Here is a 22,423-nt window from a genome sequence, read left to right on the forward strand (position 1 = left end):
CGCGCGCCGTGCTTCTTGCATGCGATCGAGAGGAACGACCCGTGACCGACACGGCCGAGAAGAACGTCGCCGATTTCTGGTTCGACCCGCTGTGCCCCTGGTGTTGGATCACTTCCCGCTGGATCTTGGAGGTCGAGCAGGTCCGCGACATCGAGGCGCGTTTCCACGTGATGAGCCTGGCGGTGCTGAACGAGGGCCGCAATCTGCCCGAGCAGTACCGCGAGCTGATGAACAGTGCCTGGGGCCCGGTGCGCGTCGCCATCGCCGCCGCCAAGGATCACGGTGACAAGGTGCTCGCGCCGCTCTACACCGCGATGGGCAGCCGCATCCACGACCGCAAGGCCGAATACGAGCGCCCGACCCGCACGGAGAGCCTGGCCGCGGTGATCGCCGACGCGCTCGCGGAGGTGGGCCTGCCCGCCGAGCTCGCGCAGGCCGCCGAGAGCACCGAGTACGACGAGGCGTTGCGCAAGAGCCACCACGAGGGCATGGACAAGGTCGGCAAGGACGTCGGCACCCCGACCATTCATGTCAACGGCGTGGCGTTCTTCGGTCCCGTGCTCTCGCGCATTCCGCGCGGAGAGGACGCGGGCAAGGTCTGGGACGGCGTCGTCGCGCTGGCCTCCTACCCGCACTTCTTCGAGCTCAAGCGGACCAGGACCGAAGACCCCGTCTTCGACTGAACGCGAAACCGGGCGCCGCGTACTCGCGGCGCCCGGTCGTCGGCTCAGGGCACCGGCTTCGGCGGCAGGCTCGGCACCTCGCCGTACGGGCTGTACGGCGCGGCGCCCATCGGGGGCTGCGGGTTGGGGCGCAGGAAGAGCCTGCCGTGCCTGCTGCGATCACGCAGCGCCCACATCCGCCAGGTCAGCACCGGGTGCGAGGACAGGGCGTTGACGAACCAGACGAATCCGCCCTTCTCGGTGGCGGCGCGATCGGCCATCTCGTCGAAGCCGACCAAGGTGTTCATGTACTTGCCCGCCGCCAGCGTGCCCATCGCGGCGGCCGCGCCGGTGTGCCGGTTGCAGTAGCCGTGGTTGTCGGCGGTGTACTCCTGCGAGCGGATCAGCGAACTGCCCAGGATCGGCAGGAACGGCACGAGGAACATGCCCAGCTGTCGCCAGTACGAGGTGTGCCCGGCGGCGATGTGGCCGACCTCGTGGCCGATGATGAACGCGAGCGCGTCGGGTTCGCGTGCCTTGCCGCCGATTTCGAACAGGTCGCTGTAGACCACCACGAAGCGCCGGAAGCCGTGCCCGGAGGCGAAGGCGTTGATCTGGCCGTTGCCGAGCACCACATAGGCGTCGGGCACCTTCGCCATGCCGAATCTGGCGGCCGCGTCGACCACCATCTGATAGCCCTCGGGGAATTGCGTCGGCGACATCCGCACGCCGTTCACCCGCTGTGTCGCGTAGTTGAAACCGCGCCCCGCCCAGACCAGCAGCGGCGCGAACACCAGCAGCAGCAGATAGTCGCTCGGCACCGCGCCGTCGGCGAGTGTGACGACGAGCATGAGGATGGCGATCAGGTACGCGACCACCGTGCACACCACCACGACGACGAGCAGCGGGATCTCCCAGCTGTGCCGGGCGGGCATCCCGAACGGGGAGAGGCCACGCGGCATGCTCTGCGGCGGTACGGGCGGCGGAGCGCCGTACGGCGTCATCGGCGCGGATCCGTAGGGCGTCGAGGGCACACCGCCGTAGGGCGTCGGCGACCCAACGCCGTAGGGCGTCGGAGACCCAGTGCCGTAGGGCGTCGAGGACCCAGTTGTGTAGGGCGCCGAAGGCGCGTCGTTGTAGGGCGACGTCGGTGTGGCGCCATGAGATGACGTGCCGTAGGTCGGGTGGGCGCCGGTGTGCTGTGGCGTCGCCGTGCCGTGCTGCGACGGTTGCTGCGTGTGCCCCCACCCGCTCGGCGGCGCGTTCGGTGGCTCCGGCTGGTCGGCTCGGTCCGGCGGCGTCGGTTCGTGCGGCTGCATGAGGTGCACTCTATTCATCGGTGGGGACGGGTTTCTCGCGTCCGAGGGGCCAGCGACGCTGTGCAGTCGGACACACCTGGTCGGCGCCCGCGGACACCTCCCGTGTCAGCAGATTCGCGCAGCGCGGCCCCGGTGTTAATCGCGGACGGTGCCCTCTCGGATTCGCCGTCGCGTGGCCTGACACAATCGCAGCCATGCGCGTATACCTGGGTGCCGACCATGCCGGTTTCGAACTGAAGAATCACGTCAAGGCCCATCTCCAGCAGGCGGGCCACGAGGTCGTCGACTGCGGCGCCCTCGAGTACGACGCCCTGGACGACTACCCCGCCTTCTGCATCGAGGCGGCGCGCCGCACCGTCGCCGACCCGGGCAGCCTCGGCCTGGTCTTCGGCGGCAGCGGCAACGGCGAGCAGATCGCCGCGAACAAGGTGCCCGGCGCCCGCTGTGCCCTTGCCTGGAGCGTGGAGACCGCGAAGCTGGCCCGCGAGCACAACAACGCGCAGCTGATCGGCATCGGCGGCCGCATGCACTCCACCGAGGAGGCGCTGGCCATCGTCGACGCGTTCGTCGCCACCGCGTGGTCCGAGGAGGAGCGTCACCAGCGCCGCATCGACATCCTGGCCGAGTACGAGAAGACCGGTGTCGCCCCCGCCGTCCCGGCGTACTGAGGTCGCGTCGGCAGATGCCTGAAGGGCATACGCTGCACCGCCTGGCGAGCCAGCATCAGCAGGTGTTCGCGGGCGGTGTGGTGCGGGTGTCGAGTCCACAGGGCCGGTTCGCCGACGGCGCCGCCCTGGTGGACGGGCAACGGCTCGTGCGCTCGGAGGCGCATGGCAAACACCTGCTCCATCACTACGAATCCGGGCTCGCGGTGCACGTGCACCTCGGGCTCTACGGCAAGTTCTACGACTCGGAGCTGCCGATGGGCGCGCCGGTCGGACAGGTCAGGATGCGGATGATCGGCGGCGCGGGCGTCGGCACCGACCTGCGCGGCCCCGCCGCGTGCGAGGTGCTGCTCCCGCCGGAGGTCGAGGCGCTGACCGACCGTCTCGGCGCCGACCCGCTGCGCACCGACGCCGACCCGGATCGCGCCTACGCGCGAATCCGCCGTTCTCGCAGGCCGATCGGCGCGCTGCTGATGGACCAGAGCGTGATCGCCGGTGTCGGGAACGTCTACCGGGCCGAAGTGCTCTTCCGGCACGGCATTTCGCCCTACCGTCCCGGCGTCGATCTGAGTGCCGAAGAGTGGCGCGCCCTCTGGGCGGATCTGGTCGAGCTGATGCCGGTCGGTGTGGCGACCGGGCGCATGCACGTGGTGCGCCCCGAACACGACCACGGCGAGCCGTCTTACGCCCCCGATCGTCCGCGCACCTATGTGTACCGCCGCCCCGGCGCGGGTTGCCGAGTGTGTGCCGGACCAGTTGCTCACGCGGTGCTGGAGGGGCGCAACCTCTTCTGGTGCCCTGCCTGCCAGCCGAGTTGAGCGCGTTCCGCGCGTCTGCCGGGCCCCGGTGCGCCCGCGGGCGCCACGGGTTGCCGAGTTCAGCCGGCGACGGCCGCGTCGACCTCCGGTTCGTCGGAATCGGAGAACGCGAACCGTCGCCCACCCGCCGTCTTGGCCGTGTACATCGCCCGGTCGGCGCGTCGGAGCAGATCGGTGAAGTCGCACGGGGCGCCCGGCGGGTTGTAGGCGGTGCCCACACTCGCGGAGACCGGCACCGGGCCCGCCGACGACCACACCGGGTCGCGCAGCGCACCCACGATGCGGTTGGCGATCTCGGTGAGGGTCTTGCCGTCCCGGTTCACCGCGAGCACGAACTCGTCACCGCCGTACCGGCAGATCACCGTGTCCGGCGGGCACACCTCCCGCAGCCGGTTGGCCAGCTCGACCAGCACCTCGTCGCCCACCGCGTGCCCGTAGCCGTCGTTGATCTGCTTGAACCGGTCCAGGTCGATCAGCAGCAGGCCGACGCAGCTGTTCGGGTCGGTGGCCATCCTGCGCACCTGATCCTGGAGCAGGGTGCGGTTGGCCAGGTCGGTCAGCGCGTCGTGGGTGGCCTCGTGGCGCAGCCGGTGCTGTAAGGCGGCGATCTCCTGCACGCGCAGCGACACCTTGGCCGACAGGCTCTGCTCCTGCTGGGCCAGCGCCCGCTCCTGCAAGGCCTGGGCGTAGCTGTCGATGGCCTGGCTGGCCACGAACGGCCAGCGGGTCGCCACCAGCGAGCCCGGCCTGCCCGACGGGAAGCCGAGCAGCCAGCGGCTGGCCTGGGCCAGCATCCTGGTCCGCTCGAAGGGCGGCTCGGCGAGGCGCGCGCCGAGCATCCGCGCCTCCGGCACGGGGAAGGGTTCGTGCTTGGCCAGATACAGCAGCCGTTCGACCAGCTCGATGAGAACAGGTTCCAGCTGCTGCGGTGTCGTGTGCGAGCCCGGCTCGGAGCACACGGCCCGTGCCCAGGCGCGACACATCGCGGCGACTGGCGGTTCGATGTCGGTCGCCATCGTCTTCACCGATCGCGGGCGACGTCGGTACCCGGGTGCCCTGTGTGCACACAGGTGCCGGCTTCACCCCGATCACTACTGCTACGCGGTTCTGTCCACCTCGCTCGGTGCACGCTCACCGCCCCCTTTCCAGATACCCCCGTCCGGCAAAAAGGATCCTAGCAAGCCACCCGGCACTGAAAAACGGCGTTTTACAACGAGTTTTCGATGCCTCGCGAATGGCGATCTGATGTGTGATCGTTACAGCGGCCTTGGCGTTACACGACGGTTCGGGTTCGCTGGTGAGTCGCGCGTCGACACGCCGGGAGTGTGCTGAATCACCCGCTCGGGTGGGCTCTTCGGGCTCCGGCGGAGTGCGGGCCGCGTGGTTCGAGATGTCGGGATCGGGGTGGTCGGCGTCGGTGATGTTTCCGGTGTGTCGCCAGGGTCGGCGTGTCGTGTCGGTCGGCTCGCGGTCCGTTCCGTGCGGGACCTTCGTGCGGCCTGCCCGGATCCTGGTGCGCGCGGGGTGGGTCGGTATCGGTTCGGCGTGGGACCGCCGTTCCCGGGGACGGCTCGCTCGGCTTCGGAATATCGCGCACTGGATGATCAGGGCCGACGGCTCGAAGGGCGCCGTGTGGACGGGGGCGATTGGCGTTTCCGGAACCGGATTCGGTACAGTGCGTGGTGCACACGACATCGTGGCGATCCCATCGATGTCGTATGCCTGCGGGTGTAGTTCAATGGTAGAACCTCAGCCTTCCAAGCTGATGGTGCGGGTTCGATTCCCGTCACCCGCTCAAGGAACGATTCATACTCGTCGGTGGCCCCGCCACCGCGAGGCCACGGGGTGTAGCGCAGCTTGGTAGCGCATCCGCTTTGGGAGCGGAGGGTCGCAGGTTCAAATCCTGTCACCCCGACCATCTTTCGACCTTCCCGGCCCCGATGGTGTCCGGCTCGGTGAATGTGGCTGGGATTCCTCTCCGGACGGGGCGGTCCGGTCGCTGTCGGCGCGTCTCGATCGGAGAGGAATCCCGGGCGCCCCGAGTTTCGATGGGGGAGTGGGGGACTCGGGGCGCTGTCGGGATGCGCGGTAACGAGTGTCGGCGCATGGCATCTACCTCCTTTCGGGTGGGCGACCGTGAGTCAGCTGTAGAGCCGCGTGAGGAAGGCGTCGATGTTCTCGCGGACCCGGTCGATCTTCTCGTCGAGCGTCAGGTCTTCGCGGTAGCGGCTGCCGAGGGCGGGGCGCTTCTTCCCGCGCGCGTACAGCGAGCAGGCCAGATCGGTGCACATGTAGGTGCCGATCGAGTTGCCGCGGCGGCCGGAGTCGCCCGCCTTGTGCGCGGTCATCAGGACCACGTCGCCGCCGGTGTGCGTGGTCAGGCAGATCGCGCACATCTGCGGTTTGCCGGTCCCGCCCGTCTCGTGGCGCAGTGCGACGCCGATCAGCCGCTCGTCTCGCGGAACCACCAGGTAGCAGCGGCCGGGCAGCGATGGATCACCCCAGCCGAGGAAATCCAGATCGTCCCATGGGCGCTCCTCGAGGTCGCGCGGCACGGACAACCGCTTCGCGTCTCCTTTGGAACAGTTGACGAACGACGACCTGATGTCGCGTTCGGTGACAGGTTTCATGACAGTGTCGACTCCTTTTCGGTCGATAGCGGACAAACCGACGCGACGTTACGGACCCCGGCGCCCGCGAACAACGGATTTTCCGGCGCGGGACGCGGCGCACCGCGAGACCGCGGGCGCGTCGGCCGAGCCCCATGTCTTCCGTCGCGAGCCGGGGAGGAATCGGGCCCGCACCGCTCCGGCCCGGATCGCTTCGTGGCCGCGAATCGGCTGCCCCGGCGCGGAACCGATCCCGCTCGGTTGCGATGCTGGCGGCATGGAGGTCCCTTTCGATGATGCGCGGCCGCTGGCGGCTCGGGTAGCCCAACTTCTCTCCGTCGACGGCCCCTTGCCGATCGTCGCGGCGGGCGACCCCGTGCTGCGCAGGCCGAGCGCACCATTCGACGGACAGCTCGACGACGACCTGCTGGCGCGGTTCATCGCCGCACTGCGCGAGACGATGCACGCTGCACCGGGCGTCGGCCTCGCCGCCGCGCAGGTCGGAATTCCGTTGCGCCTGGCCGTGATCGAGGACTTCGCAGAGGTCTCGGACGAGGTCCGCGCCGCCCGTGAGCGGCGGCCGGTGCCATTCCGCGTCCTGATCAACCCGAGGTATCGGCCGACCGGCCCGGCCGAGGCCGCCTTCTTCGAGGGTTGCCTCAGCGTCCCCGGTTGGCAGGCCGTCGTCGCCCGTCCCGCCGAAATCCACCTCACCGCCCACGACGAACACGGCCACCCGATCGACGAGATCGTCCGAGGCTGGCCCGCCCGCATCGTCCAGCACGAAACCGACCACCTCGACGGCACCCTCTACCTGGACCGCGCCGAACTCCGCTCCCTGTCGACCAACGACGCCGTCGCCACCCGCTGGCCGCACCCCACCCCGCACTCCGCCGCCGAATCCCTCGGCTTCGACCTCCCTGGGTGAGTCACCCGTAACGGATTCGCGTGCAACACTTTCGACCGCCTGTGTCGGCGTTCTGGCGGGGTATCCTCGAATACGCCGAGCCGCCCTGCGGCGCGGGCTCAGTCAAGGCACCCGTACGTCGGTGCCGAACCGCCACCGAGATGACCCGGCCACCCGGTGTCGCCGGATCGGCCTTTCACGATGGATCACCTCAAAGTATTCAACGTGCGAAACTTCGGCGGGCCCGGTGGGAGCGATGAGGGCCTGCGCCAAGACGGCCCCGCGCTGATCACCGAGATCGACCGGATGATCACCGGGGTCCAAGAGTTCCTGGCGTCCTTCCTCGGCCAAGCACGAGAAGACCTCGGAATCGGCGACTCCTGAGCCGCACGCGGCGCGCGATCCGCCCTCAGCGGATGGCGGCCAACCGCGTCAGGTGGCCGGCGAGGGCGGGTTGGGTGACGGGGGCCAGTGTGAGATCGGTGCTGGTGGTCAGCAGGTAGCGTCCGTCGTCGGTGAAGTCCAGCCAGGTGCGGTGGCGGGTCGGTGGCGACATCGGGTCTTCCGGTGCGACGGTGACGGTGATGAAGCCGCGGGCGTCGATCGGCCGGTGCAGCGTCTGGCGCAGGGCGGCGGCGCGCAGCGCGTCCTCGGACTGCTGCTGCCAGTGATTGGGGTCGTCGTAGAGGACGGCTTCCCGTGGTTCCCGCATCGGGGCGAGCTTGCCCGCTGGCGCGGAGCCCATAGCCGCCACCAAGTGCTGCGCGACTTTCTTTGCGTGGCAAGCGATCACGGTGACGTCGCAAGGGCCGGCGACGATCGCAGTGCCCCACACCAGGTGGGCGGCGCCGAAAGCGAGGATGGGTTCGTCGGTCCGCCCGTCCCGCGCGTACCGGTCGCCGGAGACCGTGATGGTGGTGACGTCGCCGCGGGCGCAGAGGGTGAGCGCGCCGGTCAGGTCGGGGTCGGCGTTGGGCGCGAAGCGTTCGGCGAGTTTGAGCTTGTCCCAATCGTTCTCGCTGCGGACCGTGCCGCGGTGAGCCATGTTGATGGGGTAGGGGCGACGGTCGAGACCGGTCTCCGCCGACCACACGTAGGTGAACTCGTCCGGCGTGAAGACCCACCTCACAGCGCGGCCTCGCCGCTCGGATCGGGCCTGCCGAAGACGGGCACGGCGTCGCCGGACGCCACCAGGGTCGAGTTGTAGCCGAAGGTCAGGGTGTCCTGGGCGTCGGCGAGCGCCTCGGCGGCGGCGATGTCGTGCGCCATCTTGCGCGGCCCGCCCTCGATGGCCTCCAGCACCGGGTCGGGATTCGGCGCGTAGGGTTCGGGCGGCGGCGCGATGGCGTCGCGGATCGCCTGCGCCGCCGCGGAATTCGCCTCCATCAGCCGGTGCAGTTCGGCACACACGTCGCGGACGGCCGCGCCGGCGCGGAGGAAATGTTCGGTCGATTCGCGGGCGGCTGCTGCCGCCTCACCGTGCCAGTCCGCGAATTCGTGGCGCACCGCGGCCGCGAATGCCGTGAACAACTCGTCGAGCGCCTCGGCGCCCGCCTGCCAGCCCTCGGCGACGCGGCCGAGTTCGGCGGGACGCAGCGCCTCGTGCACGAGTTCCCAGATCTCACGATGGGTGTAGGCGTCGAAGGACTCCCGATCGGTGACGTACGGCGGGTCGGTCGCCGCATCGACGCGGTCGGGCGCGCTGTTCATGCGCCGTCGTCCAAGCGGTCGGCGGCCAGTTCCAGCGCCGCGCGGTGGGCGGCGTCGGCCTCGGACACCAAGTGTCCGGCCGCCAGGTATCCGGCTTTGTAGCGCAGCGTCGCCTCTTGGAGCGCGGTCAGCGTATCCGCGAATTCCCTTCCCTTGGTGGCGAAGCCGCGAGCGAGCGCGATACCGGAGGGTAGCTCGGGAAAGCCGTTCACCTCGGCGAGGTCGGTCGTGCGTAGCTGCCGCAATCCGTCCAGGAGCGCGTCGCAGGCGGAGGCGAGTCGCAGCGCCGTCTGCTCCGACATGCGCAGTTCGCCGGTCAGCGCGGCGTCGAACAGTCCGGCGGCCCGTGCCTGTTCCGGTTGCACTGGATTCGGCCCCCTAGCTGTCGCTCGGCACGACGGTCGTCGAGCACAGCAGCCTATCAGCGCCCGACCGTGCGTTTCCGCCGAATGGCGCTGGGTTCATCGATCGCACAACACCGTCGGCGAGGTGCTGTGCCGGGTCATCGGTGCGCCGAGAGCCTGTCGACGGACCGGTATCTGTGCCACGATCGGCACATGTCCTATGTAGCCGACCCACGTGTCGATGCCTACATCGACGCACTACCCGACTGGCAGCGGGCGATCTGCCGCGAGGTCCGCGATCTGGTGCACGCCGCGGATCCGGAGGTTCAGGAGACCGTCAAGCGCACCGTCCAGCCGTACTTCGTGCTCGACGGCAATATCTGCGCGCTGCTCGCCGCGAAGACGCACGTCAACGTGTTCCTCTACGACGGCGGCATCGTCCCCGATCCCGAGGGCATCATCACCGGCGGGCACGACAACAAGACCGCGCGGACGGTCGCGATTCGTGAAGGCGAGACCGTCAACGCCCGCGCGCTGTCGGCCATGTTTCGCCGGATCATCGCCGACAATCGCGCGGGCGGCTGGCGAAAACTGAAGGGCCGCTGACCTTTCCGCTCAGCTGGCCGCAGCCTCCGGCTCGGCCGGAATGGGATCTCGGCCGCGGGCGGTGCGGGCGATGCGCTCGGCACGAGCGGCCAGCATCGGCAGGCGCGCGTCGCCGACCGACATGGCGTGGTTGCCGAGGTGATTGGTGACGAAGGCGACGGACAGGCCGAGCCCGGGGAACGCCATCCCGCCGGATCCGCCGATCCCGAAGTGGCCCAACGCCCTTCGCGTGACGCGCGGGCCGACAATGGCGCGGTGGTAACCGAGTGCGAAGTGCGGCGGCGCGCCGAGTACGTAGTCGTAACGGCTGTTCGGCGGCATCTCCGCGATGCGGCGGGTCGACTCGGCGCGCAGCAGCCGTCGGCCGTCCACCATGCCGTCGTTGGCGATCGCGCCGTACATCTTGGCCAGCGCGCGGGCGGTGAACACGCCGTTCCATCCGGGCATCATCGCGTCGTAGGGGTGGGTGCCGAGCGACATGTCGGCCCAGCCGTCGTAGAACGCGCCGCGGGCGGCGTACATCAGTTGCAGCGGCGCGAACGGCGCGATCAGGCGATCGAGCGGGACCCTGGCGATGCCGAGTCGCGGCGCGAGCTTGGCCACCCGAGGCCGCTCGCGTTCGGGGACGCCGAAGAAGAAGTCGCGCTCGCCCAGCGGTCCGGCGAGTTCCGACCGGACCAGGTCGGTGAAGTCGCGACCTGTCGCGCGCTGGGCGATCTCGGCCACCAGGGTGCCGAAGGTGATGGCGTGATATCCGGAGGCGCGCAGCCGCAACGGATCCGGCGCGGAAGCCGCCATCGCGGCCGCGACCGCGTCGTGGTTCAGCAGGTCACGCGGGTCGGGCAGCAGGCCGCGGATGCGCTGCAGACCCGCGCGATGGTTCAGCACCTCGCGCAGCGTGATGTCGGCCTTGCCGTTGGACGCGAAATCGGGCCAGTAGTCGCCCACCGGGGCATCCAGGTCGAGCAGCCCGCGGTCGACGAGCCGATGGGCGACGGTCGCCGCCACGCCCTTGCCGGTGGAATACGACAGCGACATGGAGTCGGCCCGCCAGCGACGGTCGCTGTCCGCCCAGCCGGCCCACACGTCGAGCACCGGTTTGCCGTCCAAATAGACCGCGAGTGCGCCGCCGCCCTGGTTCCTGCGGCGGAACATGCCGAAGAATTTCGCGGCCAGCCCGGTGAAGCGGTCATCGATCAGCATCGTCCGTGCGTCGGCGTCCTCGTACCCAGGGCCGTGTGTGCTGGCAGCAGGCATGGTCAGACTCCTTTGTCTGTCGGCTCCGCGCGATCGAGCCGCGCACGCCTGCGCTTACTCTTGCAAGCGCCTTGCTAGCAAATGTAACGGCCGTCACGGAGCGCCCGCAATGGTCGTTCCCGCTGAATGGGGAGTACCCCGCGTGAACCATGGGACACCTCAGCGCTTCTCGTTGCGCGCTCGTCTCGCCGATGGCACCGTCTCTGACCTGCGATGATCAACAGAAGCCGCGATGCGGCAAGCATCGTCGGCCGAAGCCCGAGGCGCCGACGAACTTGCAAGCACGGGCCGGAAGCCCTCTGGACGTTCGTGTGCGCCCCGACGGCCTGAACCAGCGGTGGGATCGGACGGCGCCGCGCCCCTGCGGGTGGCGATCGCCGCACGTCCGCGTGGCCCATTGTTCGTGTCGCCGAGGTCGCGCGCCGACCGTCGCTACACGGCCGCGCACCTCGATGTTCGTGCCGCCGAGGCCACGCGCTGGCCATCGCCACATGGCCGTGCACCCCGATGTTCGTGCCGCTGAGGCCGCGGTTGCGGGTCCCGGCAGACCTTCCCATCCGGGCCGCGCGCCGGGGCCGCCGTTCACAGGCGCGGGTCCACGGGTTCCGATTCGAGGGCCAGCACCGCGAACACCGCCTCGTGCACCCGCCACAGCGGCTCGCCCGCGACGAAACGGTCCAGCGCCTCCAGCCCGAGCGCGTACTCGCGCAGCGCCATCGACCGTTTGCGCCCGAGGCCGCGGGTACGCAGACGACGCAGGTTCGGTTCGCGTAGGTACTCCGGTCCGTAGACGATCCGAAGGTATTCGGGTCCACGGCATTTCACACCCGGCTGGACGAGACGCGTGGACTCGCCCCGAGTAGCGGCGCTGCCCGGCCCCGAAGCATCCGGTGCCGGACCGGTTCCGTCGGCATCCGGACCGCGCTCCCCGGGCGCGTCGGCGCCAGGGCGGTCGACCGAGCGGCTCCGGACCAGGGAATCGAGCGGCTTCACGACCATCCCTTCGCCGCCTGCGGTAGTGAGTTCGGTCCACCATGCGGTCGCGATGGCTTCGCCGTCGGGATCCGCGAGGTCCACCACCATCCGGCGCGTCGGTGTGAACAGGTCCGAATCCGCGGCGACCAAGCGATCGATCACGGCCAGGTGCCAGGCGTGATCACGGGTCGCGTGGTTGACGCCTTCCGTGGCCAGCAGCTGGAACGGCGCGAGGCGCAGCCCGGCCAGGCCGTCGGTCGTCCAGCAGTAGCGGCCGTAGGCGGCGGTGAAGGCCGCGGCGTCGGCGCGTCGTCCCGCGGTGCGCTCGGCCAGCTCGGTGACGTCGTGGCCGCGTGCGGCGACCGCGCTGAACACCGCCTCGGCGCCGACGAGCGCGGCATTGGCGGCGGCGCCGACCGCCGCGTACTGGGAGCGCAACAGGCCGATTGCCTTGGCCGACCACGGCAGCAGCTCCGCGTCGAGCAACAGCCATTCGCTGCGCAGCTCCTCGAACAACCCGGCGACCTCGGCAGCCGCACGGATGCGCGCCAGCAAGCTTTCCGTCACCGCGGGATCGTCGAAGAACGGTCGGCCGGTGCGCGTGTAGATCGCGCCCGTACCGTCGTCCTCGACGCCGAAACGGTCCCGCGCGGCCGCGGCCGAGCGGGTCACCAGAACAACGGCGCGCGAGCCCATGTGCTTCTCCTCGCACACCACGCGGTCCACACCTTCGCCGCGGTAGTAGGCGAAGGCCTCGGCCGGGTGCTCGAGGTAGCCGTCCAGCGACGAGGTCGCGCACGGCGACATCGTCGGCGGCAGGTACACCAGCCAGCGGGGATCGATGGCGAAGCGGCTCATCACTTCGAGCGCCGCTCCCGCGTTCTCCTCTTGTACGCCGATGCGGCCGTGGCTGCGCGTGTGCACGACGCGGCGGCCGATCACGTCGTCGAGATCCAGCACTCCGGGATCGCGGTGCGCCACGGCCTCGGTCGCCTCGGCGGGGGCAAGCGGACGTGTCGGCTCGTACCAAACCTGTTCGGCCGGAACCGAAACCGGCTCGCGCTCGGGATAGCGCAGGGCGGTGAGGCGCCCGCCGAACACCACGCCGGTGTCCAGGCAGAGTGTGTTGTTCACCCAGCGCAGCTCGGTCATCGGCGTGTGCCCGTACAGCACGGTGGCCCGGCCGCGATAGTCCTGCGCCCACGGGTAGCGCACCGGAAAGCCGTATTCGTCGGTCTCCCCGGTGGTTTCGCCGTACATGGCGAACGCGCGAACGCGGCCGGACGCGCGTCCCTGGTACTCCTCCTTCAGTCCCGCGTGCGCGACGACGAGATTGCCGCCGTCGAGCACGTAGTGACTGAGCAGTCCGCGGCAGAAGTCGAGCGCCGCCTTGCGGAAGTCCTCGTCCTCGGCCTCGAGCTGGTTCAGCGATTCGGCGAGACCGTGCGCGACCTTGACCTTCTTCCCGGTAAGGGCGCGCACCAGCTTGTTCTCGTGATTACCGGTGACGCACAACGCCGTTCCCGCGCCGACCATGCCCATCGCCAACCGCAGGACGCCGGGGGTATCGGGTCCGCGGTCCACCAGGTCGCCGACGAACACCGCGGTGCGTCCGTGCGGATGACGGGCGCCGACCGCGCGTCCGGCCGCGTCGCGTTCCACCGCGTACCCGAGCTCGCCGAGCAGCGTCTCCAATTCGGCGCGGCAACCGTGCACGTCGCCGATCACGTCGAACGGGCCGGTGAGCTCGCGCTTGTCGTTCCACGCCTTCTCGTCGACGAGGGTCGCGCCGTCGATCTCCTCGACCCCGCGCAACACGTACACCTTGCGGAAGCCCTCGCGCTCCAGCCCGCGCAGGCCGCGGCGCAGCTCGCGCTGCTGGCGATGCACCACGTGCGCCGCGAGATGCGACCGATCCGGCCGCAGCGAATTACGTTCCAGACATACCGAATCCGGCACATCGAGCACGATCGCCACCGGCAGCACATCGTGGGCGCGCGCCACCGCGACGAGTTCCTGACGCGCTCGCGGCTGCACATTCGTGGCGTCGATCACCGTGCGCAGCCCGCGGCGCAGCCGGATGCCCGCGATGTGGTGCAGCAGCGCGAACGCTTCCGGCGTGGCCGACTGGTCGTTCTCGTCGTCGCTGACGATGCCGCGGCAGGCGTCCGACGAGACGATGGCCGTGTGCGGGAAGTGCCTGCGCGCGAACGTGGATTTGCCCGAGCCGGTGCTGCCGATCAGGACGACGAGCGAGAGCTCGGGGACGGACAGTTCGGTCATCGCGCGGCTGCTTTCGTGTCCTCGCCGGTGGGCCCGGGTGCTTCGGTCTTGGTGAACAGTGCGAGCTGGGTGGGCGCACCGAACTCGGGATGCTCGGCGCCGACGGGCCGCAGCTGAACGTGGTATCCGTTGCGCTGCGCGACGCCGGTCGCCCAGGAGGTGAATTCCGCCCGAGTCCATTCGAAACGGTGGTCGTCGTGGCGGAACTTGCCCGCGGGCAGGCTCTCGTAGGCCGTGTTGTATTCCGAGTTCGGCGTCGTCACCACGACGGAACGCGGTGCGGCCGTGGCGAATACAGCGTGCTCCAGCGCACCGAGCCGAGGCGGGTCGACGTGCTCGATCACCTCCATCAGCACCGCGGCGTCGTAGCCGCGCAGTCGCGCGTCGGTGTAGGTGAGCGAGCCCTGGAGCAGGGTGAGCCTGCCCGCGACGCGCTCCGGCATCCGGTCGACCCGCAGCTTGCGCTTGGCGATGTGCAGCGCCCGCATCGACACGTCGACGCCGACGATCTCGGTGAACATCCGGTCAGCCAGCAACTCTCGCAGCAGCGCGCCCTCGCCGCAGCCGAGATCGAGTACCCGTCGCGCGCCGACATCCCCCAACGCGGCGAGCACGGCGGCCCGCCGCTGCACGGCCAGGGACGGCGCCCGGCCTACCGCTTCGTCGCTGTCCGGACCGGCGCCGTGCTCGGGCGTCATCGCATCGGCGGCAGGCGCGCCGGGCGAGTGGCCGCTCCCGTCGGCCTCATCGGCGTCGGGTCCGACGAGTGCGTCGGTCCGCACCGGTGTGTCGTCGTCTGGTGAACCGGAGGAGCGCGCCGAAATCGTGAGACTATCTGGTGAATCGGCGGCGTCCGCGCCGTGCGTCCCGCTCGCCGGTGCGTCGACCGGCGATCCGGAAGTGATGTCGCCCACCCCGTTCTCGGCCTCGACATAGTCCTCCTCCGCGCCGAGTTCGTCCGGATCCGTCTCATCGATCTCCGCCAGGCGCGCCAGCGCCGTGCGTACCAGCGACTGACGGCGGGCCAGATAGCGCCGGGTGATCCACCCGCGTTCGGGGTGCTCGGCCAACCAGCCGCCGCCGGCGCGGATGAGCTTGTCGACCTCGTCGGCGGCCATCCAATAGTGCTTGGCGCCGTCGAGGACCGGCAGCAGAACGTAGAGGTGCGACAGGGCGTCGGCGAGCCGGATCTCGCCGGTCAGCGCCAGACGCAGGTAGTGCGAATCGCCCCACTCCGGGAAGGCCGGGTCGAGGGGGATCGGTGTGGTCGACACGGTCCAGCCGAGCGGCTCGAAGACCCGCTCGGCGACCTCGGCCCCGCCTTTGCACGGCACCGCGGGCAGTTCGATGCGCAACGGCAGTGCGGCGAGCGCGAGTTCGGGGCGGGCCTTGCACTGCCCGTGCAGCGCCGTGCGGAACACCGCGCCGATCGCGACCGACAGCAGCGACGACGCCGCGTACGGCCGGTCGTTGACGTACTGACCGAGGCTGAAATCCGGTGTGCCACGGGAACGTCCGCGCACCAGGCGGATCGGGTCCACCTCCAGGACCAAGGCCGCCGTGCAGCGCGCCGGATCCGCCTCCGGATACACCACGTGTGCGGTGCCGTACGACTGCTCGAACGCCTGCACCCGCTCGGGGTTCTTGTGCAGCAAGAATCCGAGATCGGTCGCGGGCCAGGCCGCGCCTTCGGGTCGCGTGCAGGTGATCGTCAACAGCATGCTGCGATCGTCGCCGACCCGCCCGGCACCCGCAAGGAAGTTTCCACAGGTGCCGCGTATTTCCATATGGCACAAAATGATCGGCCGCCGCCCTGTGGACAACTGGTTGCGGCGGCCGATGTCGTGCGATCCTCAGAGACCGGGTTCGGGCCAGGCCCACTCCGCGACGCAGGGGATATCGGTGCCGTTCGCCCTGGTCCACGCGCGGGCCCGCCAGCGGGCGTCGACCATCTCCTGACGCAGCCCAGCGGCCTTCTCACGCAGGTCGGGTACCCGATCGATCACATCCATCACGAGGTGGTAGCGATCCAGGTCGTTGAGCATCACCATGTCGAAAGGCGTTGTGGTGGTGCCCTCTTCTTGATACCCGCGGACGTGCATCTCCGCGTGGTTGGTGCGTCGGTAGGTCAGCCTGTGCACCAGCCAGGGATAGCCGTGGAAGGCGAAGATCACCGGACGATCCCTGGTGAACAGGGTGTCGAACTCGCTGTCCGGCAGGCCGTGCGGATGGGCGTCGGCGGGCAGCAGCCGCATCAGGTCGACGATGTTGATCACGCGAACCCGCAAGTCCGGCAACCGGTCACGCAGGATCGCCGCGGCGGCGAGCGTCTCCAGCGTCGGCACGTCGCCTGCGCACGCCAGCACGACATCCGGTGTGCTGCCCACGGTGTCGTTGTTGCCCGCCCAGTCCCAGATGCCCACGCCGCGTGCGCAGTGCACCGCCGCGTCGGGGACGGACAGCCAGTCCTCCTGCGGCTGCTTGCCCGCCACCACCACGTTGACGTAGTGCCGCGAGCGCAGGCAGTGGTCGTACACCGAGAGCAGCGTGTTGGCATCCGGCGGCAGGTACACCCGCACGATCTCGGGCTTCTTGTTCAGCACCACGTCGAGGAAACCGGGGTCCTGGTGGGTGAACCCGTTGTGGTCCTGCCGCCAGACGTGCGAGGACAGCAGGTAGTTCAGGCTGGCGATGGGCCGCCGCCACGGCACCGCCGCGCTGGCGTCCAGCCACTTGGCGTGCTGGTTGAACATCGCGTCGACGATGTGGATGAAGGCCTCGTAGCAGGTGAACACGCCGTGCCTGCCGGTCAGTAGATACCCCTCCAGCAGGCCCTGGCACATGTGCTCGGAGAGCACCTCGATCACCCGGCCGGTGCGGTCGAGCGCGACGTCGTACTCGCCGATCTCGGCCTGCCAGTCGCGTCCGGTCACCTCGAGGATGTCCTGGAGCCGGTTGCTGGCCAGCTCGTCCGGGGCGAACGTCAGGAAGTTGTGCGGATTGCGGCGGGTCACCTCGCGCAGCCAGCCGCCGAGCACGCGGGTGGCCTCGTGTTTCGTGCCGCCGGGCCTGGCCACCTCGACGCCGAAATCGCGCCAGTCCGGCAGGCGTAGATCGCGAACGAGCATGCCGCCGTTGGCCACCGGGTTCGCGCTCATCCGCCGATCGCCCTCGGGCACTAGTTCGAGCAGTTCCGGCGCCGGGTGACCCTCGGCGTCGAACAGTTCCTCCGGCCGGTAGGAACGCAGCCATTGCTCCAGCACCTGGCGGTGTGAATCGTTGCCGCGGGCGGCGGGCAGCGGTACCTGGTGCGCCCGGAAGGTGCCCTCGACGGGTTCGCCGTCGACGACCGGTGGACAAGTCCAGCCCTTCGGGGTGCGCAAGACGATCATCGGCCAGCTGACCGGTCCGCCGTTGGCGCCCGACCTGGCGGCCTGCTGGATCCGCTCGATCCGGTCGAGGCAACCGTCCATCGCGCGGGCCATCGCCTGGTGCACGGTCGCCGGGTCGTCGCCCGCGACGACGACCGGCTGGTAGCCGCAGCCGCGCAGCAGTTCCACCAGCTCGTTCTCCGGAATCCTCGCGAGGATGGTCGGGTTGGCGATCTTGTACTGGTTGAGGGCCAGTATCGGCAGCACCGCGCCGTCGCGGCCCGGGTTGAGGAACTTGTTCGCGTGCCAGCTCGCCGCGAGCGGGCCGGTCTCGGCCTCGCCGTCGCCCACCACGCAGAACACGGTCAGGTCCGGATTGTCCAGCGCCGCGCCGTACGCGTGCAGCAGGGAATAGCCCAGTTCGCCGCCCTCGTGGAAGGAGCCGGGCGTCTCGGGCGCGCAGTGACTCGGCACACCGCCGGGAAAGGAGAACTGGGCGAACAGCGAACCCATTCCCTCGGCATCGCGCGGAATGTGGCTGTACAGCTCGGAATAGGTGCCCTCCAGCCAGGCGCACGCGTTCGGGCCCGGCCCGCCGTGCCCGGGCCCCGCGACGAACACCGCGTTGAGCGCGCGCAGGCGGATCGCCCGATTGGCGTGCACCCAGACCAGATTCAGCCCTGGCACCGTGCCGAAATGGCCGAGCAGCCGTGGCTTGATGTGCTCGGGCAGCAGCGCTTCGCGCAGCAGCGGGTTCCGCATCAGATAGATCTGGCCGACGGAGAGGTAGTTCGCCGCGCGCCACCAGGCGTCGATCGCGGTCAGCTCCGCGCGATCCAGCGGGCCGGGCGCCTCGTCCAGTCGATAGGGCCGGGGCGCGATGGAGACGCCTCCCTGCGCGCCGACATTGTCCGCCGAGGTGTCGCCCCCGGGACTGGCCATCTTGGTCATTCGCCGACTCTCCTCACGCTCGCTGGGAAATCCGCCTCACCGGCGGCATTACCCGTTTCCGTGCGGCGACACCGCGACACGACGGGAAAGCGTCGCTGGGCGCGCGGGCGTCCGGTGGTCTAGGGTCCGCCGCATGCACACACTCGGCAGGATCATCGGTGTCGGCGCCATCGCCGCGGCCGCGTTCACGCTGGCCGCCTGCGGCTCCGACGACAAGGACACCGCCGCCACCGCGACGGCCACCACCGGCGCCGTCGGCCAGGCGAAGCACGACCGGGAATGCACCGCCGAGGACATCGGGGTGACCGGCGGCTTCGGCCAGACGCCGATCGTGACCATTCCCGGCGACTGCGACCCGCCCACGAAACTGGTCGTCAAGGACCTGGTCGAGGGCAGCGGTCCCGGCGCGGTAGCCGACCAGCCGCTCACCATGAACTACGTGCTGGTGACCTGGTCGGACAAGAAGAAGCTGGACAGCTCGTTCGACCGCGGCAAGCCCTTCCAGCTGAACCTCGGCGCGGGGGAGGTCATCCCCGGCTGGGATCAGGGTCTCGTCGGTGTTCAACAGGGCGCGCGCAGGCTGCTGATCATCCCGCCGAACCTGGGCTACGGCGCGGGCAGCGGCGGCATCAAGCCCAACGAGACGCTGGTCTTCGTCACCGACGCGGTCGGCGTCGGCAACTGAACCCGGCCGGTCGGGGCGCGGCAGGGGTGCGCCGCACCGTGACCGATTGCAGGCCGCACAGGCCGGTCAACTACCCTGGCAGGGATGCGTACGCGCACCCCGCTGGGAGTCGCGCCTCAACCCGAACGAACACCGAACCAAGGAGCATGTCCGTGAAGAGCACCGTCGAGCAGCTGAGCCCGACCCGGGTCCGGATCAATGTCGAGGTGCCCTTCGAGGAACTGAAGCCGGACTTCGACCGCGCCTACAAGGCTCTCGCCAAGCAGGTCCGCATCCCCGGCTTCCGCCCGGGCAAGGCCCCCGCGAAGCTCCTCGAAGCCCGCCTCGGCCGCGGCGCCGTCCTCGAGCAGGTCGTCAACGACGTGCTGCCCGGCCGCTACAGCGAGGCCGTCACCACTTCCGAGGTGAAGGTCATCGGCCAGCCCGACATCGAGATCACCAAGATCGAGGACGGTCAGGAGCTCGCCTTCACCGCCGAGGTCGACGTGCGCCCCGAGATCGACCTGCCGACCTACGAGGACATCGAGGTCACCGTCGACGCGTTCAGCATCGGCGACGAGGACATCGAGGAGCAGCTCACCTCGCTGCGCCAGCGCTTCGGCACCCTGACCGGCGTGGAGCGCGCGGTCGAGAACGGCGACTTCGTCTCCATCGATCTCGCCGCCACCGTGGACGGCCAGGAGGTGGCCGACGCCGCCACCAGCGGCCTGTCCCACGAGGTCGGCTCCGGCCAGCTCATCGAGGGCCTCGACGAGGCGATCATCGGCCTCTCCGCCGGTGAGTCGAAGGAGTTCGCCTCCACGCTGGTCGCGGGCGAGCACGCGGGCAAGGAAGCCGTCATCACCGTGACGGTGCAGTCGGTGAAGCAGCGCGAGCTGCCCGAGGCCGACGACGAGTTCGCTCAGCTCGCTTCCGAGTTCGACACCCTCGACGAGCTCAAGGAAGACCTGAAGAGCCGCGTCGAGCGGGTCAAGAAGGTGCAGCAGGCGGGCGAGATCCGCGACAAGGTCCTGGAGACCTTGCTGGAGACGACCGAGATTCCGCTGCCGGAGAAGGTCGTGCAGGCCGAGATCGACGCCGTGCTGCACGACGCCGTGCACGGCTTCGACCACGACGAGGACAAGCTGGCCGAGGCGCTCGAGGCGCAGGGCTCCAGCCGCGAGGAGTTCGACAAGGACACCAAGGAAGCCGCCGAGAAGTCGGTGAAGACCCAGCTGCTGCTGGACGCCATCGCCGAGGCGGAGAACACCCAGGTCGGCCAGGAGGAGCTCACCGAGCGGATCCTGTTCCAGTCGCAGCGCTACGGCCTGTCGCCGGAGCAGTTCATCCAGCAGGTGCAGCAGGCCGGCCAGCTCGGCGCCGTGTTCGCCGACGTGCGCCGCGGCAAGGCGCTCGCCGGTGTCGTCGGCAAGGTGAAGGTCACCGATTCCGAGGGCAACGCCGTGGACACCGCCGAAATGTTCGGCGCGCCTGCGGATTCCGCTGACGAGGCCGAGGGCGCGGAGAGCGCCGAGTAAATCCGTGGAACACCAGCGGCATATTACGGCCGTGTGGTTTCGTGGGCGCACAGCGTGGCTGAGCGCCAGCGAAGTTGCGCAGTGAGGGAGCGGAGCGAGTGAACCAGAATCGCAGCGCGCCCTCGCGCACAGCGCGGCTGAGCGCCAGCGAAGTTGCGCTGTGAGCGAAGAAAGGGCGGTACCGGGAGTTCGGTGCCGCCCTGCTTCGTTAATGTTTGTGACAGACGAACCAGTGATGGCTGTGTGGCACTCAGCGCTGTTTAGCTTTCAGTGACAAGCCGGTGAGAAGAGAAGGCAGGTATCCGTGACAAACAACCAGGCAGGGGTCATGACATCCGCGACTGCTGGTCTCAACCTCAGTGATTCGGTCTACGAGCGCCTGCTGCGGGAGCGCATCATCTTCCTCGGCACCCAGGTCGACGACGACATCGCGAACAAGCTGTGCGCGCAGATCCTGCTGCTCACGGCGGAGGATCCGACCAAGGACATCTCGCTCTACATCAACTCGCCCGGTGGCTCGGTGACCGCGGGCATGGCCATCTACGACACCATGCAGTTGTCCGAGTGCGACATCGCCACCTACGGCCTGGGCCTGGCGGCATCGATGGGCCAGTTCCTGCTGACCGCGGGCACCAAGGGCAAGCGCTACGCCCTGCCGCACGCGCGCATCATGATGCACCAGCCCTCGGCGGGCATCGGCGGTTCCGCGGCCGACATCGCGATCATGGCCGAGCAGTTCGCCCACACCAAGCGCGAGCTCAACGAGCTCCAGGCGCTGCACACCGGCAGGCCGGTGGAGCAGGTCACCGCCGACGCCGACCGCGACCGCTGGTTCACGGCGAAGGATGCCCTCGAGTACGGGTTCATCGACCACGTGATCAGCCACGCCAACCAGGCCAATGGCTTAGCCAAGTGAGCGGCGGCCGGACCGGTTCCGGCCCGCGCCGTCAGTGAACCGTCGTTGAACACACAGACTTTGGAGACGAAATGGCTCTGATCGACCCACGCGCCGGCCTCTCCGGCATCGCGCCTGCCTCGCCGCAGTCGCGCTACATTCTGCCTTCGTTCATCGAGCACTCGAGCTTCGGTGTCAAGGAGTCCAACCCGTACAACAAGCTGTTCGAGGAGCGCATCATCTTCCTCGGCGTGCAGGTCGACGACGCCTCGGCGAACGACATCATGGCGCAGCTGCTGGTGCTGGAATCGCTGGATCCCGACCGCGACATCACGATGTACATCAACTCGCCGGGTGGTTCGTTCACCTCGCTGATGGCCATCTACGACACCATGCAGTACGTGCGCGCCGACGTGGCCACGGTCTGCCTCGGCCAGGCGGCCTCCGCCGCGGCCGTGCTGCTCGCCGCGGGCACCCCCGGCAAGCGTGCCTGCCTGCCCAACGCCCGCGTGCTGATCCACCAGCCTTCGCTGGAGGGCGGCATCCAGGGTCAGGTCTCGGACCTGGAGATCCAGGCCGCCGAGATCGAGCGCATGCGCCGCCTGATGGAGACCACGCTGGCGCGGCACACCGGCAAGGACGCGGACACCATCCGCAAGGACACCGACCGCGACAAGATCCTGACGGCCGAGGAGGCCAAGGAGTACGGGATCATCGACACGGTGTTCGACTACCGCAAGCTCAGCGCGCAGAAGTAAGACGCTCGCGGGCGGCGCCGAGTCCGGCGATCGCTCGCAAGTTGCTGTGCGTCAGGCGAATCCGGCCGGGGGGGGTGGCGGCAGAACACCC

At 69.4% G+C, this 22,423-nt stretch carries 20 protein-coding genes and 2 tRNA genes; 12 read left to right on the forward strand and 10 right to left on the reverse strand.

Features of this window, described 5'->3' with window-relative positions; genetic code table 11:
• The first annotated feature begins 41 nt into the window (after positions 1 to 41).
• Positions 42 to 683: a mycothiol-dependent nitroreductase Rv2466c family protein gene (locus tag AC3EO7_RS19935; RefSeq protein WP_435592045.1), complete on the forward strand. Its 642-nt coding sequence runs from the start codon at positions 42 to 44 to the stop codon at positions 681 to 683.
• Positions 684 to 727: 44 nt separating this feature from the next.
• On the opposite strand, the gene AC3EO7_RS19940 is transcribed toward AC3EO7_RS19935, so the two are convergent.
• On the reverse strand, positions 728 to 1,666 hold the full coding sequence (locus AC3EO7_RS19940; protein ID WP_435592057.1) for a M48 family metallopeptidase: 939 nt from the start codon (positions 1,664 to 1,666) through the stop codon (positions 728 to 730).
• 509 nt (positions 1,667 to 2,175) lie between these two features.
• On the opposite strand from AC3EO7_RS19940, the gene AC3EO7_RS19945 reads away from it, so the two are divergent.
• The gene (locus AC3EO7_RS19945) at positions 2,176 to 2,649 is read left to right on the forward strand and encodes a ribose-5-phosphate isomerase (RefSeq protein ID WP_431962630.1); all 474 of its coding nucleotides are present in this window, start codon (positions 2,176 to 2,178) and stop codon (positions 2,647 to 2,649) included.
• 14 nt (positions 2,650 to 2,663) lie between these two features.
• Complete coding sequence (locus AC3EO7_RS19950; RefSeq protein ID WP_431962632.1) at positions 2,664 to 3,464, forward strand: Fpg/Nei family DNA glycosylase; 801 nt, start codon at positions 2,664 to 2,666, stop codon at positions 3,462 to 3,464.
• A 59-nt stretch (positions 3,465 to 3,523) separates the two neighbouring features.
• On the opposite strand, the gene AC3EO7_RS19955 is transcribed toward AC3EO7_RS19950, so the two are convergent.
• The gene (locus AC3EO7_RS19955; protein ID WP_431962634.1) at positions 3,524 to 4,480 is read right to left on the reverse strand and encodes a diguanylate cyclase domain-containing protein; all 957 of its coding nucleotides are present in this window, start codon (positions 4,478 to 4,480) and stop codon (positions 3,524 to 3,526) included.
• Between the two features lie 708 nt (positions 4,481 to 5,188).
• On the opposite strand from AC3EO7_RS19955, the gene AC3EO7_RS19960 reads away from it, so the two are divergent.
• Positions 5,189 to 5,259, forward strand: a tRNA-Gly gene (locus tag AC3EO7_RS19960).
• Positions 5,260 to 5,305: 46 nt separating this feature from the next.
• A tRNA-Pro gene (locus AC3EO7_RS19965) sits at positions 5,306 to 5,382 on the forward strand.
• Between the two features lie 223 nt (positions 5,383 to 5,605).
• Here AC3EO7_RS19965 and AC3EO7_RS19970 read toward each other — a convergent pair.
• Positions 5,606 to 6,094, reverse strand: a complete 489-nt coding sequence (locus AC3EO7_RS19970) for an FBP domain-containing protein (RefSeq protein WP_431962636.1) — start codon at positions 6,092 to 6,094, stop codon at positions 5,606 to 5,608.
• Positions 6,095 to 6,350: 256 nt separating this feature from the next.
• On the opposite strand from AC3EO7_RS19970, the gene AC3EO7_RS19975 reads away from it, so the two are divergent.
• Together AC3EO7_RS19975 and AC3EO7_RS19980 are read left to right on the forward strand one after the other, a co-directional pair.
• Positions 6,351 to 7,001, forward strand: a complete 651-nt coding sequence (locus AC3EO7_RS19975; RefSeq protein ID WP_431962638.1) for a peptide deformylase — start codon at positions 6,351 to 6,353, stop codon at positions 6,999 to 7,001.
• Positions 7,002 to 7,205: 204 nt separating this feature from the next.
• Positions 7,206 to 7,364, forward strand: a complete 159-nt coding sequence (locus AC3EO7_RS19980; protein ID WP_431962640.1) for a hypothetical protein — start codon at positions 7,206 to 7,208, stop codon at positions 7,362 to 7,364.
• A 25-nt stretch (positions 7,365 to 7,389) separates the two neighbouring features.
• Here the strand turns inward: AC3EO7_RS19980 and AC3EO7_RS19985 are convergent, their stop codons facing one another.
• Genes AC3EO7_RS19985 through AC3EO7_RS19995 form a run of 3 tightly spaced genes read right to left on the reverse strand, consistent with a single transcriptional unit; the run spans position 7,390 to position 9,055 of the window.
• The gene (locus AC3EO7_RS19985) at positions 7,390 to 8,109 is read right to left on the reverse strand and encodes an ESX secretion-associated protein EspG (RefSeq protein ID WP_431962642.1); all 720 of its coding nucleotides are present in this window, start codon (positions 8,107 to 8,109) and stop codon (positions 7,390 to 7,392) included.
• Positions 8,106 to 8,690 carry a hypothetical protein gene (locus AC3EO7_RS19990; protein WP_435592046.1) on the reverse strand — a complete coding sequence of 195 codons (585 nt, stop codon included), beginning with the start codon at positions 8,688 to 8,690 and terminating at the stop codon, positions 8,106 to 8,108. Before AC3EO7_RS19990 ends, AC3EO7_RS19985 begins: the two co-directional genes overlap by 4 nt.
• On the reverse strand, positions 8,687 to 9,055 hold the full coding sequence (locus AC3EO7_RS19995) for a hypothetical protein (RefSeq protein ID WP_431962646.1): 369 nt from the start codon (positions 9,053 to 9,055) through the stop codon (positions 8,687 to 8,689). The genes AC3EO7_RS19990 and AC3EO7_RS19995 overlap by 4 nt, the downstream gene beginning before the upstream one ends.
• 192 nt (positions 9,056 to 9,247) lie before the next feature.
• On the opposite strand from AC3EO7_RS19995, the gene AC3EO7_RS20000 reads away from it, so the two are divergent.
• A complete protein-coding gene (locus AC3EO7_RS20000) occupies positions 9,248 to 9,640 on the forward strand; it encodes a DUF1801 domain-containing protein (protein WP_431962648.1) in 393 nt (130 codons plus the stop codon).
• Between the two features lie 9 nt (positions 9,641 to 9,649).
• On the opposite strand, the gene AC3EO7_RS20005 is transcribed toward AC3EO7_RS20000, so the two are convergent.
• From AC3EO7_RS20005 to AC3EO7_RS20020, 4 genes are all read right to left on the reverse strand, one after another.
• On the reverse strand, positions 9,650 to 10,897 hold the full coding sequence (locus AC3EO7_RS20005) for a serine hydrolase domain-containing protein (RefSeq protein ID WP_435592047.1): 1,248 nt from the start codon (positions 10,895 to 10,897) through the stop codon (positions 9,650 to 9,652).
• Between the two features lie 582 nt (positions 10,898 to 11,479).
• The gene (locus tag AC3EO7_RS20010; RefSeq protein WP_435592048.1) at positions 11,480 to 14,155 is read right to left on the reverse strand and encodes a polynucleotide kinase-phosphatase; all 2,676 of its coding nucleotides are present in this window, start codon (positions 14,153 to 14,155) and stop codon (positions 11,480 to 11,482) included.
• Positions 14,152 to 15,876, reverse strand: coding sequence for a 3' terminal RNA ribose 2'-O-methyltransferase Hen1 (locus tag AC3EO7_RS20015; protein WP_435592049.1), 1,725 nt, complete (start codon positions 15,874 to 15,876; stop codon positions 14,152 to 14,154). The genes AC3EO7_RS20010 and AC3EO7_RS20015 overlap by 4 nt, the downstream gene beginning before the upstream one ends.
• A gap of 132 nt (positions 15,877 to 16,008) precedes the next feature.
• A complete protein-coding gene (locus AC3EO7_RS20020) occupies positions 16,009 to 18,477 on the reverse strand; it encodes a phosphoketolase family protein (protein WP_435592050.1) in 2,469 nt (822 codons plus the stop codon).
• Between the two features lie 133 nt (positions 18,478 to 18,610).
• Here AC3EO7_RS20020 and AC3EO7_RS20025 point away from each other — a divergent pair, with 133 nt between their 5' ends.
• The 4 genes from AC3EO7_RS20025 (at position 18,611) to AC3EO7_RS20040 (ending at position 22,332) form a co-directional block, all read left to right on the forward strand.
• A complete protein-coding gene (locus AC3EO7_RS20025; RefSeq protein ID WP_435592051.1) occupies positions 18,611 to 19,162 on the forward strand; it encodes an FKBP-type peptidyl-prolyl cis-trans isomerase in 552 nt (183 codons plus the stop codon).
• Positions 19,163 to 19,314: 152 nt separating this feature from the next.
• The gene (tig, locus tag AC3EO7_RS20030; RefSeq protein WP_431962660.1) at positions 19,315 to 20,679 is read left to right on the forward strand and encodes a trigger factor; all 1,365 of its coding nucleotides are present in this window, start codon (positions 19,315 to 19,317) and stop codon (positions 20,677 to 20,679) included.
• A gap of 328 nt (positions 20,680 to 21,007) precedes the next feature.
• Entirely contained in the window at positions 21,008 to 21,595 is a 588-nt protein-coding gene (locus tag AC3EO7_RS20035) for an ATP-dependent Clp protease proteolytic subunit (protein WP_431962662.1), read from the forward strand.
• Positions 21,596 to 21,666: 71 nt separating this feature from the next.
• Entirely contained in the window at positions 21,667 to 22,332 is a 666-nt protein-coding gene (locus tag AC3EO7_RS20040; protein ID WP_067787453.1) for an ATP-dependent Clp protease proteolytic subunit, read from the forward strand.
• Positions 22,333 to 22,423 lie beyond the last annotated feature (91 nt).

Source organism: Nocardia sp. bgisy118, assembly GCF_057708605.1.

Coding starts and splice junctions, on each gene's coding strand:
- AC3EO7_RS19975 (WP_431962638.1), top strand. CDS start 6,351: ATGGAGGTCCCTTTCGATGATGCGCGGCCGCTGGCGGCTCGGGTAGCC.
- AC3EO7_RS20015 (WP_435592049.1), bottom strand. CDS start 15,876: ATGCTGTTGACGATCACCTGCACGCGACCCGAAGGCGCGGCCTGGCCC.
- AC3EO7_RS19950 (WP_431962632.1), top strand. CDS start 2,664: ATGCCTGAAGGGCATACGCTGCACCGCCTGGCGAGCCAGCATCAGCAG.
- AC3EO7_RS20010 (WP_435592048.1), bottom strand. CDS start 14,155: ATGACCGAACTGTCCGTCCCCGAGCTCTCGCTCGTCGTCCTGATCGGC.
- AC3EO7_RS19940 (WP_435592057.1), bottom strand. CDS start 1,666: ATGACGCCGTACGGCGCTCCGCCGCCCGTACCGCCGCAGAGCATGCCG.
- AC3EO7_RS19945 (WP_431962630.1), top strand. CDS start 2,176: ATGCGCGTATACCTGGGTGCCGACCATGCCGGTTTCGAACTGAAGAAT.
- AC3EO7_RS19970 (WP_431962636.1), bottom strand. CDS start 6,094: ATGAAACCTGTCACCGAACGCGACATCAGGTCGTCGTTCGTCAACTGT.
- AC3EO7_RS20000 (WP_431962648.1), top strand. CDS start 9,248: ATGTCCTATGTAGCCGACCCACGTGTCGATGCCTACATCGACGCACTA.
- AC3EO7_RS20005 (WP_435592047.1), bottom strand. CDS start 10,897: ATGCCTGCTGCCAGCACACACGGCCCTGGGTACGAGGACGCCGACGCA.
- AC3EO7_RS19955 (WP_431962634.1), bottom strand. CDS start 4,480: ATGGCGACCGACATCGAACCGCCAGTCGCCGCGATGTGTCGCGCCTGG.
- AC3EO7_RS20040 (WP_067787453.1), top strand. CDS start 21,667: ATGGCTCTGATCGACCCACGCGCCGGCCTCTCCGGCATCGCGCCTGCC.
- AC3EO7_RS20025 (WP_435592051.1), top strand. CDS start 18,611: ATGCACACACTCGGCAGGATCATCGGTGTCGGCGCCATCGCCGCGGCC.
- AC3EO7_RS20035 (WP_431962662.1), top strand. CDS start 21,008: ATGACATCCGCGACTGCTGGTCTCAACCTCAGTGATTCGGTCTACGAG.
- AC3EO7_RS19990 (WP_435592046.1), bottom strand. CDS start 8,690: ATGAACAGCGCGCCCGACCGCGTCGATGCGGCGACCGACCCGCCGTAC.
- AC3EO7_RS20020 (WP_435592050.1), bottom strand. CDS start 18,477: ATGACCAAGATGGCCAGTCCCGGGGGCGACACCTCGGCGGACAATGTC.